The sequence below is a fragment of the Stutzerimonas kunmingensis genome (genome assembly GCF_021432085.1).
In the GTDB taxonomy this organism is placed as follows: Bacteria; Pseudomonadota; Gammaproteobacteria; order Pseudomonadales; family Pseudomonadaceae; genus Stutzerimonas.
In genome coordinates this window covers 449,053-465,982 of record NZ_CP090366.1, presented here as the reverse complement: position 1 = coordinate 465,982, position 16,930 = coordinate 449,053, and the positions used below count along the sequence as shown (strand labels likewise).

Genomic DNA, 16,930 nt, shown 5'->3' with positions numbered 1-16,930 from the left:
GCTGAGCCAAACGAAAAACGCCGCATCCTCTGAAGAAGATGCGGCGTTTTCTATTGTGCAGGGATCACGCGTACCAACTGCTGCGTCAACCCTTCTGCAGATTACGAATCAGAAAAGACAGTGCCTTGGCCAGCTCTTCGGCACCCTGGGGGTCGCGCAGAATGACCAACAAGGGCAGGCCGTCGATGGGGCTGCTGATCGAACAACTGAAACCTTGCGCAGGACACTGATATTGCAGGTAGGGATCAAGCCCGAATACCGACAGACTGCGGTTGCGCACGGCAACACCGCCGCTGCTGCTGCGGACTTCCTCGCGTATGCGCAACTCGCCAGGAGAGGCCACGCTCAGCTCGTAGAGAAAGTCCTGCGGATTGGCCTGACCAACCTGATAACCCGCTCGCAATGCGTAGGTATCGAGCAATCCGTTACTATGCGCGAGCAGCGCTTCGCGATCGCTGCTGGTGAGATAAAGCTTTTTCAATTCAGTGAGATAGCGAGTCGACTCATCCGAGCCGAACTCCACCACTTCACTCGCGATCAGAGGTGTTCCGATCACGCAGAGAACCGAGACCATCACTAACTTTGCAAGCCGACTTGTCAGTCCCTGTCGCATGATGCACCCTTGCCGAAATTAATATTATTTAGCCATCGTCCTTCGCTGGAACGGCGCCTGGAGCACAGGCCAGCCCGACTCCGTGGAGCATACTGGAAGCCAACCGCTCGATGAAAATACATACCGATGCCGCCAGCCGTCTGGCGACCGAGGTTGTGACGCAGTTGCCAGTGCCTTCACGGCTCGGCATGCTGCGTTTCGAGCGCTTGAACGAGTCCAGCTGGACACTGCTGTTTCTCGACCCCGCTTGCGAGCGTTATCTCGGTGTTTCCGCCGGCGACCTTTGCTCCCTGGTCGATGCCCCCTACGCCAGCCTGATGGAGCCCAGCGTCCGTCACCAGCTACACGAAGAGATTCAGCAACAGCTGACAGGCCGCAGCCACTATTCAGTCAGCTATCGACTGCACACGCCTGACGGCGTGCAGGACATCACCGAACTCGGCGAAGTTTGCCAGCAGTATGGTCGCGAGCTGCTCAGGGGCTATCTGATGCCCGGACGCCAGCCTGAATCGGATCAGGCTCTCAGGGCGCAGAACGCCCGACTGCGCACGGCGCTGCAGCAACATCAGCAAGCCCAGGACGAACACATCGAGCACATGCTGCGTTCGCGCACCCAGCAGAGCCTGATCGTCAGGCTGGCTCGGCATCGCTACGGCTCCGCCAATCCGGAACTGGAAGCGGCACAGCTGATCACCCAGGCCGCCTGCGAAGTCTACGAGCTGAACCGCGCGACAATCTGGCATCTGGACGGCACGCGCCTGGAGCCAGTGTCGTGCTACCGACTCGACAGCGACCATTACGAAACGCCCTCAGCCCTGGAACTCGCACCCTTTCCCCGCTACTTGCAGGCGCTGCAGAGCGGGCGCGCCGTCGATGCGCAGGACGTGTCCCAGGATCACCGCACCTGCGAGCTTGACCAGCTTATCTATCGCCCGCAGGGCGTTCGCTCGATCCTGGACGCCAGCATTCGAGTCGGTGGGGAGGTAATCGGCGTTCTCAGCCTGCAACACACAGGCAAACCGCGCGCATGGCAGGCCGACGAGATCGCCTTCGCCGGCGAGCTGGCCGATCAGTATGCGCAAGTGCTGGCCAATCAGCAGCGGCTCAGCGCAACCCATATGCTCGGCCTGTTCCAGCGCGCCGTGGAACAGAGCGCCAGCGCCTTCATCCTGGTCGACCGAGAAGGCCGGGTGGAATATGTGAATCCGGCATTCACCGTCATCAGCCAGTTTTCCTCAGCCGAGGTACGCGGTCAGCGTCTGGCCGATCTGAAGGCTCTGGAAAACCTCGGCGAGCTACTGTTCGACACCTCTTCGGTACTTGCCCACAGCAACAGCTGGCAGGGCGAGTTCCGCTCCCGACGCAAGAACCTCGAGCCGTACTGGGGTCAGCTTTCCATCTCCAAGGTCTTCAATGAAGAAGGCGCGCTGACCCACTACATCGGCATCTACGAGGACATCACCCGCAGCAAACTGGCGCATCAGCATATCGAGCGCCTGGCCTATACCGACAACCTGACCAACCTGGGCAATCGCCCGTACTTCATTCGCAGCATCGAGGAGCGCTTTGCCGCCGGCGCCGAGCCCAGGCTCTGCCTGTTGCTGGTGGACATCGACAACTTCAAGCGCATCAACGACAGCCTCGGCCACCAGACCGGCGACAAGCTGCTCACCAGCCTTGCCCGGCGACTGCGCAACGGACTCAGCCAGCAGGCCGTACTGGCACGCTTTGCCAGCAACGAGTTCGCCCTGCTGTTCGATGACAAGGGACTGGACGAAGGCGTCCGCCTGGCAGACCAGGTGCTGCGCATCCTCGATAAGCCGCTATTCGTCGACAAGCAGCTGATCAGCGTCAGCGGGTCCCTGGGGCTGGCGTGCTCGCCCCAGCACGGGCGTGACCCGGAAACGCTGATGAAGCATGCCGGGCAAGCGCTGCACAAAGCCAAGGCGAACGGCAAGAACCAGGTGCAGATATTCACCGAAGCCCTGCATGCCGAAGCCAACTACAAGCTGTTCGTCGAGAACAACCTGCGCCGTGCGCTGCTGCAGAACGAGTTGGAAGTGTTCTACCAGCCCAAGCTATGCCTGCATACCGGCCGGCTGCAGGGGCTGGAAGCGCTGCTGCGCTGGAACCATCCGGAAAAGGGCATGATCCGCCCGGATCAGTTCATCAGCGTCGCGGAAGAGACCGGGCTGATCATCCCGATCGGCAAGTGGGTCGCGCGGGAGGCGTGCCGGATGGGCGTCACCCTGTCAGCGCTAGGCCTTGGCACACCCCAGATCGCAATCAACCTTTCACCCAAGCAGTTCTCGGATCCGGATCTGCTTGGCACGATCGCCGCAATTCTGCTCGAAGAGCAACTTCCCGCAGCGCAGCTGGAGCTGGAGCTGACAGAAAGCCTCCTGCTCGAAGCCACCGAGGAAACCCGACAGCAGCTGATCGGCCTCAAGGCGCTCGGCCTGACGCTGGCCATGGACGACTTCGGCACGGGGTATTCCTCGCTGAGCTACCTGAAGAAATTCCCCATCGACGTGATCAAGATCGATCGCAGCTTTATCAAGGACATCCCGGGCAACCAGGACGACGTGGAGATCACCTCGGCAGTGATCGCCATGGCCCGCAAGCTGCACCTGAAGGTCGTCGCTGAAGGAATCGAAACACCGGAGCAGCTGAAATTCCTGCGTCGTCATCGCTGTGATATCGGTCAGGGCTACCTGTTCGACAAGCCAATTCCCGGCAACATCCTGACCGAGGCCCTACGCCGCTACCCTCAGTGGTGCTGAGCCACGGCGACCGTTCCCGCAGAACTCTGCGACGCGTGGTAGCCGTGGCGCTTTCACTGACTTCCAGGCTTTTGTAGCCTAGCTCGTCAGCCACCTTCCCCGCTCGAGGCTCGCATGTCGCTACGCTCGCAGATTCTGATCAACAAACAGGCACTGCCCACCGCCGAGCAGGCCTTGCCCGGCCGCTCGACACCCATACCGGTGCCCCCCGCCCACTACGTCAATGGCAACCCGCTGCAGCCACCCTTTCCAGCAGGGCTTTGCCAGGCGGTGTTTGGCATGGGCTGCTTCTGGGGAGCGGAACGGCGGTTTTGGGAGCAGCCGGGAGTCTGGACGACGGCTGTCGGCTATGCCGGAGGCCTGACCCCGAACCCGACGTACGATGAAGTCTGTTCCGGGCTAACCGGGCATACGGAGGCGGTACTGGTGGTCTTCGATCCTCAGCAGATCGAATACGGCACGCTGCTACGCGTTTTTTGGGAGGCACACAACCCGACCCAGGGGATGCGGCAGGGTAACGATGTCGGCAGCCAGTACCGTTCGGCGATCTACTGCATGGATGCACAGCAGCGCCGCGAGGCAGAGGCAAGCGGTGAACGTTTCCAGCGGCAACTAAGCGCAGCGGGCTTTCCGGCCATCACCACCGAGATCGACGATGCACCGCCGTTCTACTACGCAGAGGCCTATCACCAGCAGTATCTGGCAAAGAATCCTGGGGGATATTGCGGCCTTGGTGGGACCGGTGTGTGCCTGCCGAATTGATGCCGGGGGAAGCCGGGCTAAGCCTAAGCGGTCGCAAGGCCGCTTGAATGGCCGACTGCTGGCATAAGAACTAAGCAGAAAAGAAAAACCCCGCCGAAGCGGGGCTCTGCAGACTGAATCCTGACATCCATGATCGCGCGCCATCCTGGCGCCGCTCCCTGTGTGGTCCGTTTTATTGATTTGCGCTTTCCATGCGCCACGTCCTTAAGCAGTAGATTACCGTCAGACCTTGTGAGCCTGTAGTAGCCATTGTGCATCACGCCTTGTAAGCCTTTTCCTACATCGCGTCATCCTTGATGCAGTGCTGTAAGTCCAGGCTTACATGGTGCGGTTTTTATGACCTGAAGGGCGGCTTAATCGTTCCGCGTCATGGCCAAATAATTTCATATTGCCTTTAGATTAAGCCGCGGCTTCTCAGAATTGAGCAGCGTCGAGCAGGTACAGCGACTCGCTTCCGGCCTTGACCGAAGCGCTCAGCGAATGAATTCGCGGCAACAGGCGAGCAAAGTAGAAACGCGCGGTTCCCAGCTTGCTCTGGTAGAAGTCGCCTTCATCCTGTTTGGCGAATGCCGTCGCCGCCATGCGTGCCCACATGTACGCATAAGCGGTGTAGCCGAACACGTGCAGGTACTCCACCGAGGCGGCGCCGATTTCGTTCGGATTCACCTTGGCCTGATCGATGACCCAGGCGGTCAGCTCATCCAGATTGTCCATGGCAGCCTTGAGGGGCTCGGTGAACTCCGCCAGCTCTGGAGCGGCATCAGCGATGAATGCGCGAATTTCATCGACGAAGGCCTGATACATGGTGCCACCACTGCCGACGATCTTGCGCCCAACCAGGTCCAGCGCTTGAATGCCGTTGGTGCCCTCGTAGATCTGAGTAATGCGGCAGTCACGCACCAGCTGCTCCTGGCCCCACTCGCGGATGAAGCCATGGCCGCCGAAAATCTGCTGGCCATGTACCGTGGTTTCCAGCCCCATGTCAGTGAGGAAAGCCTTGGCTACCGGTGTCAGCAGCGCCACCTGCGCCTCGGCTCGCAGTCGCGCCTCGTCGTCGTCACTGAACTTGGCGATATCGAGCTGCAGCGCGACATAACTGGAGAACGCGCGACCACCCTCGTTCAACGCCTTCATGGTCAGCAGCATGCGGCGCACATCCGGATGCACGATGATCGGATCGGCTGCCTTGTCCTGCGCAATCGGTCCGGTCGGTGCGCGGCTCTGGATACGCTCGCGGGCATACTCGATGGCGCTCTGATAGGAGCGCTCGCCAGTCGACAGCCCCTGAATACCGACGCCCAGACGCTCGTAGTTCATCATGGTGAACATCGCTGCGAGGCCCTTGTTCGGCTCGCCGACCATCCAGCCGGTGGCACCGTCGAAGTTCATCACGCAGGTCGCCGAGGCCTGGATACCCATCTTGTGCTCGATGGAACCGCAGGACAGCGAGTTGCGCTCACCCAGGGTGCCGTCCTCGTTGACCATCACCTTCGGCACCAGGAACAACGAGATGCCGCGGGAGCCAGCTGGCGCATCCGGCAGCTTGGCCAGCACCAGGTGGATGATGTTCTCGGTCAGGTCATGCTCGCCGCCGGTGATGAATATCTTGGTGCCGCTGATCTTGTAGGAGCCGTCTGCCTGCGGCTCGGCCTTGGTGCGGATAATGCCGAGGTCGGTACCGGCATGAGGTTCGGTCAGACACATGGAGCCGGACCAGACACCGGCATACATGTTCGGCAGGTACTTCTGCTTGAGCTCCTCGCTGGCGTGCGCGTAGATCGACAGGCAGGCGCCGGACGTCAGCATCGGATAGAGGCCGAAGGCCAGGCTGGCGGAGTTCATCATCTCCTCAACCTGAGCCGAGATGACCTTGGGCATACCCATCCCGCCGAACGCCGGATCGCCACCGACACCGACCCAGCCGCCTTCGGCGTATAGCTGATAAGCCTCGCGGTAGCCGGCGGGCGTAGAAACCGCCCCGGCGTCCCAGCGGCAGCCTTCTTCGTCACCGCTGCGGTTGAGCGGCGCGATGCTGTTGGCGGTGATCTTGCCAGCTTCCTCGAGAATTGCATCGGCCGTCTCGGCATCGACCACTTCGGCTAGCGCTGGCAGCGACTGCCAGAGTTTCGGCGCGTCGAAGACTTCATTCAGGACAAAACGCATGTCGCGCAGCGGCGCTTGGTAGTCAGCCATGGCAAGGTTCCTCGCAAGACACTGGGTTGCGGCCACTATGGGCCGTTTCCAGCGAGTCTAACCGAATAACCAGGACAGGATTAAGCGTCTTTTTATGACCAGATAGTTTTGACCAGTCACTATCAATACCGATGCAACCCTAACGCGAATGCTCGGCCATGCGCACCGCGCCGCGGCCACTGCCATGCACTCGCGAACAGTTTCTTCCTGCTTTTTTTGCACCGTACAGCGCTTGGTCGGCGGCCTTGATCACCTCTTCCGGACTGCGCTGCTCGCCTTGTCGCTCCGCCACTCCGATGCTGATGGTCACCGAGACCTGGTTTGCCGACGCCGCTCCCCGGGCCATACGGCCGCGACGATCATCCTTCGGCCGATTGTCTGCGTCACGCAGCTGCAGGGCATAAGCCTCCACCGACTGGCGTACCGCCTCGAGGTGCGGCAGGCACTCCTCGATACTGTGCCCAGGAAATACCAGAGTGAATTCCTCACCGCCATAACGATAGGCGCGCCCACCGCCGCCGATCTTGCGCAGCCGGCTGGCAACCATCTTCAGCACCTGATCACCGACGTCGTGACCATAGGTATCGTTGAAGCGCTTGAAGTGGTCCACATCAGCCATCGCCAGCACGTACTGCCGCCCCAGGCGCTGCAGTCGCTCATTCAGAGCGCGACGCCCAGGCAAGCCGGTCAGCTCGTCACGAAAGGCCATGAGATAAGCCTCATGAGCGATTGCCGTCACCAGCATCAGCAGTACATGGCTGCTCAGAATGTTGAGGGCGGCATAGCGGCTGAACGTCTGCGGCAGCATCAGCAGAATGCCGAGCAGCGCGATGATCTGCGCCGCGTGGGACGGCCTCGGTTGGCGCAGGTACTGGACGATCAGTAACACTAGCGCCACGAGGAACGCCGGGTACGCCAACTGGATAAGCTGCAGCCAATCGGCCTGCAAGGCGGGCCAGCGAATCACCACCAGCCAGGCATGTAACGTTTCCGGAAACCGCTTTGCCAGCGCCACGGCGACGACGCCGACGGCAAACAGCACGGCGGCACGGGCCAGGCCGTCCTGCGCCAGGTGACTGCGCTCTCGCCACACGCCATACAGGCCGTAAAGCAGCGGCAGCAGCAAGCTGCAGAGATGAAAGGTCAGTGCAGCATCGTCCAGCAGAGTGCCATGTGCCCGGTAGTGATCGGCGTGGATATCGAGGAGGAAATAGGCAAGATAGACGCAGAGCAGCAGAAACAGCTCGCGGATGCGGCCGTACATCATGCAAAGCGCACCGCCGAGCAACAGCAGTACGGTCGGCAGGACGTTATAGAGCGACGTGAAGAACTCGTTCAGCGAAACCTGACGCGCGATGACCTCTCCGCCGAGCAACAGGGCCAATGGCGCGAGAAAATGGCTGAAGCGAGGCGGGACGGTACGCGACACGGCAACTCCGGCATGCTGCCGAGAAAAGCTAGCATTTTGCCTTCTTGCTCCCAGTTGTGCAGCCGAAATACCGGCGAAGATGCGGCAAAAGCAGTACAACGTCTGGATCGGGCACAAAAAAGCCGCTGCAAAGCAGCGGCTTTTCTTTACAACCTCAACCCGTCAGTAACCGAGAGCGAAGTCTTCCTCAGCCATCTGCATCAGGTTGTCGGCACCGGACAGCATGGCGTCGACATGCATGCGGGTACGCGGCAGAATGCGCTGGAAGTAGAATCGCGCGGTCTGCAGCTTGGCCTTGTAGAACGCCTCCTCGGAGGTGCCCTCAGCCAGCTTCTCGGCAGCAACCCGAGCCATGTCAGCCCAGAAATAGGCGAGACAGGCGTAGCCGGAATACATGCAGTAGTCGACCGACGCCGCACCGACCATTTCACGATCCTTCATGGCGGCCATGCCGATCTTCATGGTCAGCTCGCCCCACTCCTTGTTCAGCTGATTCAGGGGGGTAACGAACTCCTTGATGGCTTCGTTGCCTTCCTGGTTCTGGCAGAACTTGTGCACGATCTTGGTGAAGGACTTCAGCGCCTCGCCCTGGGTCATCAGCACCTTGCGGCCCAACAGGTCCAGCGCCTGGATACCGGTGGTGCCCTCGTACAGCATGGAAATACGCGCGTCACGCACGTTCTGCTCCATGCCCCACTCGGCGATGAAGCCGTGACCACCGTAGATCTGCACGCCATGGTTGGCCGCTTCGAAGCCCACTTCGGTCATGAACGCCTTGGCGATCGGCGTGAGGAAGGCCAGCAGCGTGTCGGCCTGCTTCTTCTGCTCTTCATCCTGGCTGTTCTTGACGATGTCGACCTGCTTGGCGGTGAAGTAGACCATCGCGCGGTTGCCCTCGGCGAACGCCTTCATGGTCAACAGCATGCGACGCACGTCCGGATGCACGATGATCGGGTCGGCTGGCTTTTCCGGCGCCTTGGGGCCGCTCAGCGCACGCATCTGCAGGCGCTCACGAGCGTACTTGATGCCGCCCTGGAAACCGATCTCGGCATGTGCCAGACCCTGCAGCGCGGTACCCAGACGTGCGGTGTTCATAAAGGTGAACATCGCGTTCAGGCCCTTGTTCGGCGGACCGATCAGAAAACCGGTGGCGCCGTCGAAGTTCATGACGCAGGTCGCGTTGCCGTGGATGCCCATCTTGTGCTCAAGCGATCCGCAGTTCACACCGTTGCGCTCGCCCTTCTCGCCTTCGGCGTTGGGCAGGAACTTGGGCACGATGAACAGGGAGATGCCCTTGGTGCCAGCCGGAGCATCGGGCAGGCGAGCCAGAACGATATGGACGATGTTCTCGGCCATGTCGTGTTCACCGGAGGAGATGAAGATCTTGGTGCCGTTCAGCTTGTAGCTGCCGTCGGCCTGGGGCTCGGCCTTGGTGCGCAACATGCCCAAATCGGTACCGCAATGCGGTTCGGTCAGGCACATGGTGCCGGTCCACTGGCCGGACACAAGCTTGCTCAGATAGGTGTGCTTCTGATCGTCGGTACCGTGGGTAGCGATGGTGTTCATGCAGCCATGAGACAGGCCGGGGTACATGCCCCAGGACCAGTTGGCCTGACCGATCATTTCGCTGATCGCCAGACCGAGGGACTCGGGCAGACCCTGACCGCCGTGGTCGACGTCATGGGCCAGGCTCGGCCAACCGCCTGCTACGTACTGCTCGTAAGCTTCCTTGAAACCGGTCGGCGTCTTCACGCCCGACTCGCTCCAGGTGCAGCCTTCGATGTCGCCGACGCGATTCAGCGGAGCGAGTACCTGCTCACAGAACTTCGCGCCCTCATCGAGAATCGCGTTGACCATGTCCGGGGTGGCGTCTTCACATCCCGGAAGGCTCTGATAGTGCGCTTCGTAGCCGAGCAGCTCGTCACGTACGAAACGGATATCGCGCAAGGGGGCCTTGTAGTCGGGCATAGCGTAAACCTCAGCGGTGAGTTCTTGTAACAAGCTGACCGGGCGACCCAGCCATCTGAATTCGATTTCGACCGTCGGACTACCAGCCCGAAAGGTCAAACAGGCGTTTGAAACATACGTTTCGACCTGAGCGATGTCAAGCGCGGAACAGGGCACCACTTATCGGCTGAATCAGCCAAATTCAGGTCGAGCGAAGGCCACGCCTGGCGAAATTCGGGAATAGGAACTCTGATGTTGCAAAGACGCAGCAAGCCCGGCGCCTGCCGAGCTGACTGGCAGGAACGAAGATGCAGGAAGGAGAAAAGCGAAGCTGGCCGAGCGCATGAATGACGACTCGAATCAGCAAGGAGAATCGATGAGCGCCGGAGGACGCGATCAGGCCTGGGTATCGATCAGCGTGCCGAGAACTTCGTCAGCGCTTTGGATCATACGGGCACCTGCCTTGGCACTGTGTTCACCGACCTTCAACTGGATCAGCTGCTCGGTGATTTCGGTGACCGCCTGGGAGTTGCCCAACACAGGTGCGTTGGCGGAGGCAATGGAAGAAGCGGCCTGCTCGACGCGCTGCTGACCGCCCTGGTAGGCACCGAGGCCGGCGCCCAGAAGGTTATTGGTGATTTGCATGGCGACTCCACGCGCTATCAGGTTGCCACCATTCAAGCAGATGCCGGCAAGTACCGCAAGACGCTTGCCGCCAGAGTGCGCGTCCACTCACTCCGGGTGCAGCGCGGGCAAAGCGAGGTATTGCGCAACCTGCTGCGCTGTCGGCTCAGCGAGACGGGGCACCCGACCAAGACAGGGTGCCGGCAGCAGCTCAGAAAGCGTGGCGAGGTTTTCCTCCAGGCGCGATGTGGCCGGGTCGACGATATTGGCCACCCAGCCGGCCAGCACCAACCCGTCGCGGACAATCGCTTCAGCGCTGAGCAGCGCATGATTAATACATCCCAGGCGCACCCCGACCACCAGAATAACCGGCAACCCCAGCGCCACTGGCAATGCCGACAGATACTCACGCGCATTCAGCGGGACTCGCCAGCCTCCCGCGCCCTCGACCAGAGTGACGCCGGCCTGCCGGGCCATTACCGGTTGCACGGCCTCGATCAGACGAGCGGCGGTCAGTTCGACACCCGCTTCGCGGGCAGCTATGTGCGGGGCAATGGCCGGCGCGAAGGCAAACGGGTTGACCGTCGCATAGTCCAGCGCAAGGCTGCACTCGGCCAGCAGGGCCAGCGCATCGCTGTTACGTAAACCCTGCTCGGTCCTTTCGCAGCCTGAGGCGACCGGCTTCACCGCCGCGGTGGACAACCCCGCCAGGCGCGCTGCATGCAGCAGGCCCGCGGCGATAGTGGTCTTGCCAACATCGGTATCGGTGCCGGCAATGAAGAAAGCGCGATGCATCATGGCTCCTTGTGCAGAATGCCGTAGATCACCTGGTAGGTCGCCGGAAGCCCCTCGGGACGGCGGAACCCTTCGTAGGCCTCGACCAGCGCGCGGATGCGTGCACGCCCGGTCAGTCCATCCGGGCGACCCGGGTTCAGGTTGTGCGCACCCAGCGCCTTGAGCTCATGGGTCAGCTGGCGCAGATCGGGGAAATGCAGCACTTCCGGGCGCACTTCGAGACTCGCCAATCCCAGACCGCAGCCCCTACACAGCGTCTGGTAGGCCTCCCGCGAGCGGAAGCGGTTGACGTGAGCGAAGCCGTCCACCGCCTGCCAGCTGTCCCGCAGCTCCTGCAGGGTACCGCTGCACAGACTGGTGAAGGCAAAGATGCCGCCCGGACGCAGCACCCGCCGCACTTCGCTCAGCACGCTGGCGAAATCCTCGCACCACTGCAGGGCCAGGCTCGAATAGATCAGGTCGACAGTGCCATCACGCAGCGGCAGCCGCTCGGCGTCACCGGTGACGAAATGCCGTGCGCCGCCCTGCGGCCGTGCATGGCGCAGCATGCCCTCGGCGATATCCAGTGCCAGGCCATCGGCCTCCGGAAAGGCCGCAGCCAGGACGCGGGAGAAGTAGCCGGTGCCGCTGCCGAGATCGAGCCAGCGGCCGGGTTGCCGAGTGGAGGGCAGTCGGGCCAGCAATTGATTGCCGACCTGTCGCTGCAGCGCGGCGACGCTGTCGTAACTGCCCGCAGCACGGGAAAACGATGCCGCGACCTGGCGCTTATCAGGCAACTGCGCCGGCGGACGCTCGCTGAGCGATGCTTCAGTCATCCTCGCCATCACCCATAAACGCCAGCATTGCCGTCGCCACGTCGTCGGCACGCTCCAGCGGCAGGCCGTGGCTGGCATTGGCCAGCACATCGACTTCCACATCCGGCAGAGAGGCCAGCAGCGCATCTGCCGCTGACGCCGGCACCAGTGCATCACCATCGGCGAACAGATGCAGCTGTGGCCCCACATAACCTTGCAGCGCCTCGCGGCCGTCCAGCTCGGCGAGCAGACGCAGCCCGGCGGCAGCCACTGACGAAGGCTGCTCGAGCAGGCTAACCTGCAGTTGCCGCGCCAGCGTCCGCGGATCGTAGGCACTGCGGCTACACAGCAGGCTGAAGCGCTTGAGCGTGTCATCCGGCCCGAGTCGGAAGGCCTCCTCGAAGGCATCGAACACTTCGGCAGGCATCGCCGTCGGCCAGTCGTCACGGCTGCGGAAGCAGGGGTTGCTGCAGAGGGTGATCAGCCCCGGACAGTTGTCGCCACGCCGCGCGGCCAATTGCGTCGCCAGCATGCCGCCAAGCGACCAACCGGCGAGCCAGCTGTCGACGGGCAGCCGCGCATCCAGCTCATCGAGCCAGGCCTCGGGGCGATCCAGCGTCGGCAGCGGGGCAATGTCGACCTGCAGCCGTGGCTGGCGGTCGCGCAATAGCTCGGCCAGGGGTTCAAGGGCGGCCGAGCTGAACGCCCAGCCCGGCAGAAGAATCAGTCGATCACGCATCCTCGTTCTCCTTGGGCAACAGGGCCCAGCACTCGGCCAGCGCTTCCAGCAGGCGGTCCAGCTGTGCCTCACTGTGGCTCGCCGTGAAGGTGATCCGCAGCCGTGCGCTGCCGGCCGGAACGGTTGGAGGGCGAATCGCGCCGACCAGGATGCCGCGCTCGCGCAGCAATGCCGACAGCCTCAACGCCCGTTCGCTGCTGCCGACCAGCACCGGCTGGATCGGTGTCGGGCTGTCCATCAGTGTCAGCCCGATCTGCTGCGCGCCCTCGCGGAAACGCGTGACCAGCCGGTTCAAATGCTCTCGGCGCCAGCCTTCGCTGCGCAGCAGCTCCAGGCTTTTGAGTGTGGCACAGGCCACCGCCGGCGGCTGGCTGGTGGTGTAGATGTACGGTCGCGCGAACTGGATCAGCGTTTCGATCAGCTCCTCGCTGCCGGCGACAAAGGCACCCGCGGTGCCGAACGCCTTGCCCAGCGTGCCAACCAGCACCGGCACGTCATCCATGCCCAGACCGAAGTGTTCGACGATGCCGCCGCCCGTCGCGCCCAGCGGACCGAAGCCATGGGCATCGTCGACCATCACCCAGGCGCCACGCTGCTTGGCCGTGGCGCAGATCGCCGGCAGGTCGGCGAGATCGCCGTCCATGCTGAATACGCCATCGGTCACCACCAGGGTATTGCCGCTGGCCTTCTCCAGGCGCTTGCCGAGGCTCTCGGCGTCGTTGTGCAGGTAGCGCGAGAAACGCGCGCCCGAGAGCAGACCGGCATCGAGCAGGGAAGCGTGATTGAGGCGATCCTCCAGCACCGTATCGCCCTGCCCGACCAGCGCCGTCACCGCGGCCAGATTCGCCATGTAGCCGGTGGAAAACAGCAGGGCACGCGGGCGGGCGGTGAATTCGGCGAGGGCTTCTTCGAGCTGGTGATGCGGCGTGCTGTGGCCGATCACCAGATGCGAGGCGCCGCCGCCCACGCCCCACTTCGCGGCGCCCTGCTGCATGGCTACGATCACCTCGGGATGGCTGGCCAATCCCAGGTAGTCGTTGGAGCAGAACGCCAGCAGCCGCTGCCCATCGACCATCACTTCCGGCTGCTGCGGTGTTTCCAGCAACGGGCGTTGACGATAGAGATGGGCCGCGCGGCGCTCGGCAAGACGGGCGGAGAGATCGAAAGTCATGGACTCGGATACCGGCGAATGGTGGATAACCGCAAGCGGGTTATCCACCTTACGAAGAGTCGCGTTAAGTGTCGGGGGAATCGGGGCGCAGTTGGCGTCTCCGTCCACCGAAACGAATCATCACGCTGAAGCGGCGTTGTAGAACAACTTGCTGTCGCGCTGCTCGATCAGCGCCTGCTCGATGGCCGCCTGGTGTACTTCGTCGGCGTGCTCGTGGCGCTCTTCCGGCTTGATGCCCAGGCGCGCGAACAGCTGCATGTCCTTGCCAGCCTGCGGGTTGGCGGTGGTCAGCAGCTTCTCGCCGTAGAAGATCGAGTTGGCGCCGGCGAAGAATGCCAGGGCCTGCATCTGATCGTTCATCTGTTCACGGCCGGCGGACAGGCGCACGTGGGACTTCGGCATCATGATCCGCGCCACGGCGAGCATGCGAATGAAGTCGAACGGATCGACGTCCTGTTCCTCGGCCAGCGGCGTGCCCTTGACCTTGACCAGCATGTTGATCGGCACCGATTCCGGGTGCTCCGGCAGGTTGGCCAGCTGGATCAGCAGGCCGGCGCGATCGTCCAGCGACTCGCCCATGCCGAGGATACCGCCGGAGCAGATCTTCAGCCCCGCCTCGCGCACGTAGCTCAGCGTCTCCAGACGCTCACCGTAGGTGCGGGTGGTGATGATATTGCCGTAGTACTCCGGCGAGGTGTCGAGGTTGTGGTTGTAGTAATCCAGCCCCGCTGCGGCCAGCGCCTTGGTCTGCTCCTGATCGAGCTTGCCGAGGGTCATGCAGGTTTCCAGGCCCATGGCCTTGACCCCTTCGACCATCTTCAGCACGTAGGGCATGTCCTTGGCCGACGGATGCTTCCACGCCGCCCCCATGCAGAAACGCGTCGAGCCGATGGCCTTGGCTTCGGCCGCCGCCTCCAGCACCTTCTGCACTTCCATCAACTTCTCTTTATCGAGGCCGGTGTTGTAGTGGCCGGATTGCGGGCAGTACTTGCAGTCTTCCGGGCAGGCGCCGGTCTTGATCGACAGCAGCGTGGACACCTGCACGCGGTTGGCATCGAAGTGCTGGCGGTGCACGGTCTGCGCCTGGAACAGCAGATCATTGAAGGGTTGCTCGAAGAGCGCCTTGACCTCGGCGAGGGTCCAATCGTGACGCGTAATGGAGGCGGAGGTGGCACTCATGGGCATTCCTTGTAATTAATAGCGGCTCGGCGGCCTGGCACGGATGCGGAATGTTTAGCCAAGCTCGATACGCTGTCAACCAGGAAAGGAATCATGGTTTACAACTGGTCAATTAATATACAGTACTGCCTGCTGTGCGATGAACCTTGCGACGGTCACCCACTGTGTGGCCCTTGCGAAGCCGAACTGCCCTGGCTCGATGGCCGGTGTGCAACCTGTGCCGTGCCATTGCCGACACACGGGCTGGTCTGCGGCGAATGCCAGAAAAGGCCGCCAAGCTATGACCACGTCGAGGTGCCCTGGCGCTTCGCCTTTCCCGTGGATGCGCTGATCACCCGCTTCAAGCACCAGGCGCGCTGGCCATTCGGCCGCCTGCTTGGCGAGCGCCTGGCGCTGCATCTGCAACATGCCTTCACCGACGGGCTGCCGCAGCCGGACCTTCTTGTACCCGTGCCGCTGGCCCGCCGTCGCCTGCGCCAGCGCGGCTTCAATCAGGCGCAGATGCTGGCCCAGTGGCTGGGCGGCGCGCTGAAACTGCCGGTCGACGAGCATCTGCTGGAACGCGTCGTCGATACGCCCCCGCAGCAGCAACTGGACGCCGCCACGCGACGGCGAAATCTGCGCCAGGCGTTTTGCCTGGCGCCGGGCAACGACATCAAGGGCCGCCATCTGGCGCTGATCGACGATGTGCTGACCACCGGTGCGACCGCCGAGGCGCTGGCGCGACTGCTCAAGCGTGCGGGTGCGGTGCGAGTGGACGTCTACTGCCTGGCACGCACGCCCAAGCCAGGCGACTGATAGCGGCGGACGCGCGGTTGTTTAAAAGCCCCGGTGCAATACACTGATCGGTCTATTCTGCGGAGCCGGTCATGTCTCATCCCTTCGATACACTCACGCCGGACCTGGTCCTCGACGCTGTGGAAAGCATCGGTTATCTCAGCGATGCCCGCGTGCTGGCGCTCAACAGCTACGAGAACCGCGTCTATCAGGTGGGCATCGAAGATGAAATACCACTGATCGCCAAGTTCTACCGTCCCGGTCGCTGGAGCAACGAGGCGATTCTCGAGGAGCACCAGTTCAGCCTGGAACTGGTCGAGCACGAGGTGCCGGTGGTGGCGCCGCTGGAACGCAACGGCACGACGCTATTCGAGCACGCCGGCTTCCGCTTTGCGCTATTTCCACGCAGAGGAGGCCGCGCGCCGGAGCCGGGCAATCTCGACCAGCTCTATCGTCTCGGCCAGCTGCTGGGGCGGATGCATGCGATAGGTGCAAACCGGCCGTTCGAGCATCGCGAAACGCTGGGCGTACAGAATTTTGGCCACGATTCACTGAACAGCTTGCTGGAAGGCGGCTTCGTGCCCAAAAGCCTGCTGCCGGCCTACGAGTCGGTGGCACGCGATCTGCTCAAGCGGGTCGAAGACGTCTTCGCCAGCACCAACTTCACCCCGATCCGCCTGCATGGCGATTGCCACCCGGGCAACATCCTCGCCCGCGACGATGCCTTTCATCTGGTCGATCTCGATGATTGCCGCATGGGCCCATCGGTGCAGGACCTGTGGATGATGCTCGCCGGCGAGCGCCATGAACGTCTTGGTCAGCTGGCCGAACTGGTGGACGGCTACAACGAATTCCATGATTTCGCCCCCCGCGAGCTACCGCTGATCGAGGCTCTGCGCGCGCTGCGGCTGATGCACTACAGCGCCTGGCTCGCCCGCCGCTGGGACGATCCGGCCTTCCCGATGAGCTTTCCCTGGTTTGGCAGCGAGCGTTACTGGGGCGACCAGGTGCTGATCCTGCGCGAACAGATATCGGCGCTGCAGGAAGAACCGCTCAGGTTGTTCTGAGGCATGGTGTGGCTGCGGACCCGTGACGGTGGATGTGAAAAGCGACATCCTTCCTAC

General features: G+C 62.4%; 14 protein-coding genes. 4 read left to right on the top strand and 10 right to left on the bottom strand.

All coding sequences use genetic code 11. From position 1 onward, the window contains the following. Nucleotides 1-85: 85 nt before the first annotated feature. Entirely contained in the window at nt 86-574 is a 489-nt protein-coding gene (locus LW136_RS02155) for a hypothetical protein (RefSeq protein WP_104098915.1), read from the bottom strand. Nucleotides 575-723: 149 nt separating this feature from the next. Between LW136_RS02155 and LW136_RS02150 the strand changes: the two genes are divergently transcribed. Both LW136_RS02150 and msrA read left to right on the top strand, forming a co-directional pair. Then, nucleotides 724-3,396 (top strand): bifunctional diguanylate cyclase/phosphodiesterase, encoded by a 2,673-nt coding sequence (locus tag LW136_RS02150; protein ID WP_234174550.1) that lies wholly within the window; start codon nt 724-726, stop codon nt 3,394-3,396. Nucleotides 3,397-3,510: 114 nt separating this feature from the next. Next, a complete protein-coding gene (gene msrA, locus LW136_RS02145; RefSeq protein ID WP_234174549.1) occupies nt 3,511-4,158 on the top strand; it encodes a peptide-methionine (S)-S-oxide reductase MsrA in 648 nt (215 codons plus the stop codon). Nucleotides 4,159-4,572: 414 nt separating this feature from the next. On the opposite strand, the gene LW136_RS02140 is transcribed toward msrA, so the two are convergent. The 9 genes from LW136_RS02140 to bioB all read right to left on the bottom strand — a co-directional run bounded on the left by LW136_RS02140 (nt 4,573) and on the right by bioB (nt 15,029). Then, on the bottom strand, nt 4,573-6,351 hold the full coding sequence (locus LW136_RS02140) for an acyl-CoA dehydrogenase C-terminal domain-containing protein (protein WP_090520993.1): 1,779 nt from the start codon (nt 6,349-6,351) through the stop codon (nt 4,573-4,575). Nucleotides 6,352-6,490: 139 nt separating this feature from the next. Further along, nucleotides 6,491-7,780 carry a GGDEF domain-containing protein gene (locus tag LW136_RS02135; RefSeq protein WP_046617611.1) on the bottom strand — a complete coding sequence of 430 codons (1,290 nt, stop codon included), beginning with the start codon at nt 7,778-7,780 and terminating at the stop codon, nt 6,491-6,493. 162 nt (nt 7,781-7,942) lie between these two features. Further along, nucleotides 7,943-9,748, bottom strand: coding sequence for a phenylacyl-CoA dehydrogenase (locus LW136_RS02130; RefSeq protein ID WP_023445082.1), 1,806 nt, complete (start codon nt 9,746-9,748; stop codon nt 7,943-7,945). 375 nt (nt 9,749-10,123) lie between these two features. Further along, nucleotides 10,124-10,372 (bottom strand): hypothetical protein, encoded by a 249-nt coding sequence (locus LW136_RS02125; protein ID WP_125875822.1) that lies wholly within the window; start codon nt 10,370-10,372, stop codon nt 10,124-10,126. An 87-nt stretch (nt 10,373-10,459) separates the two neighbouring features. Continuing rightward, nucleotides 10,460-11,146 (bottom strand): dethiobiotin synthase, encoded by a 687-nt coding sequence (gene bioD / locus LW136_RS02120; RefSeq protein WP_125875824.1) that lies wholly within the window; start codon nt 11,144-11,146, stop codon nt 10,460-10,462. After that, on the bottom strand, nt 11,146-11,961 hold the full coding sequence (bioC, locus tag LW136_RS02115; RefSeq protein ID WP_014818866.1) for a malonyl-ACP O-methyltransferase BioC: 816 nt from the start codon (nt 11,959-11,961) through the stop codon (nt 11,146-11,148). The genes bioD and bioC overlap by 1 nt, the downstream gene beginning before the upstream one ends. Next, on the bottom strand, nt 11,954-12,679 hold the full coding sequence (locus LW136_RS02110; RefSeq protein WP_104098911.1) for an alpha/beta fold hydrolase: 726 nt from the start codon (nt 12,677-12,679) through the stop codon (nt 11,954-11,956). Before LW136_RS02110 ends, bioC begins: the two co-directional genes overlap by 8 nt. Continuing rightward, the gene (gene bioF, locus LW136_RS02105; RefSeq protein WP_234174548.1) at nt 12,672-13,850 is read right to left on the bottom strand and encodes an 8-amino-7-oxononanoate synthase; all 1,179 of its coding nucleotides are present in this window, start codon (nt 13,848-13,850) and stop codon (nt 12,672-12,674) included. The genes LW136_RS02110 and bioF overlap by 8 nt, the downstream gene beginning before the upstream one ends. Before the next feature lie 120 nt (nt 13,851-13,970). Beyond that, nucleotides 13,971-15,029: a biotin synthase BioB gene (gene bioB / locus LW136_RS02100; RefSeq protein WP_234174547.1), complete on the bottom strand. Its 1,059-nt coding sequence runs from the start codon at nt 15,027-15,029 to the stop codon at nt 13,971-13,973. A gap of 93 nt (nt 15,030-15,122) precedes the next feature. On the opposite strand from bioB, the gene LW136_RS02095 reads away from it, so the two are divergent. Both LW136_RS02095 and LW136_RS02090 read left to right on the top strand, forming a co-directional pair. After that, nucleotides 15,123-15,827, top strand: a complete 705-nt coding sequence (locus tag LW136_RS02095; RefSeq protein ID WP_234174546.1) for a ComF family protein — start codon at nt 15,123-15,125, stop codon at nt 15,825-15,827. Between the two features lie 71 nt (nt 15,828-15,898). Then, a complete protein-coding gene (locus LW136_RS02090) occupies nt 15,899-16,873 on the top strand; it encodes a serine/threonine protein kinase (protein WP_234174545.1) in 975 nt (324 codons plus the stop codon). The last annotated feature ends 57 nt before the right edge of the window (nt 16,874-16,930 follow it).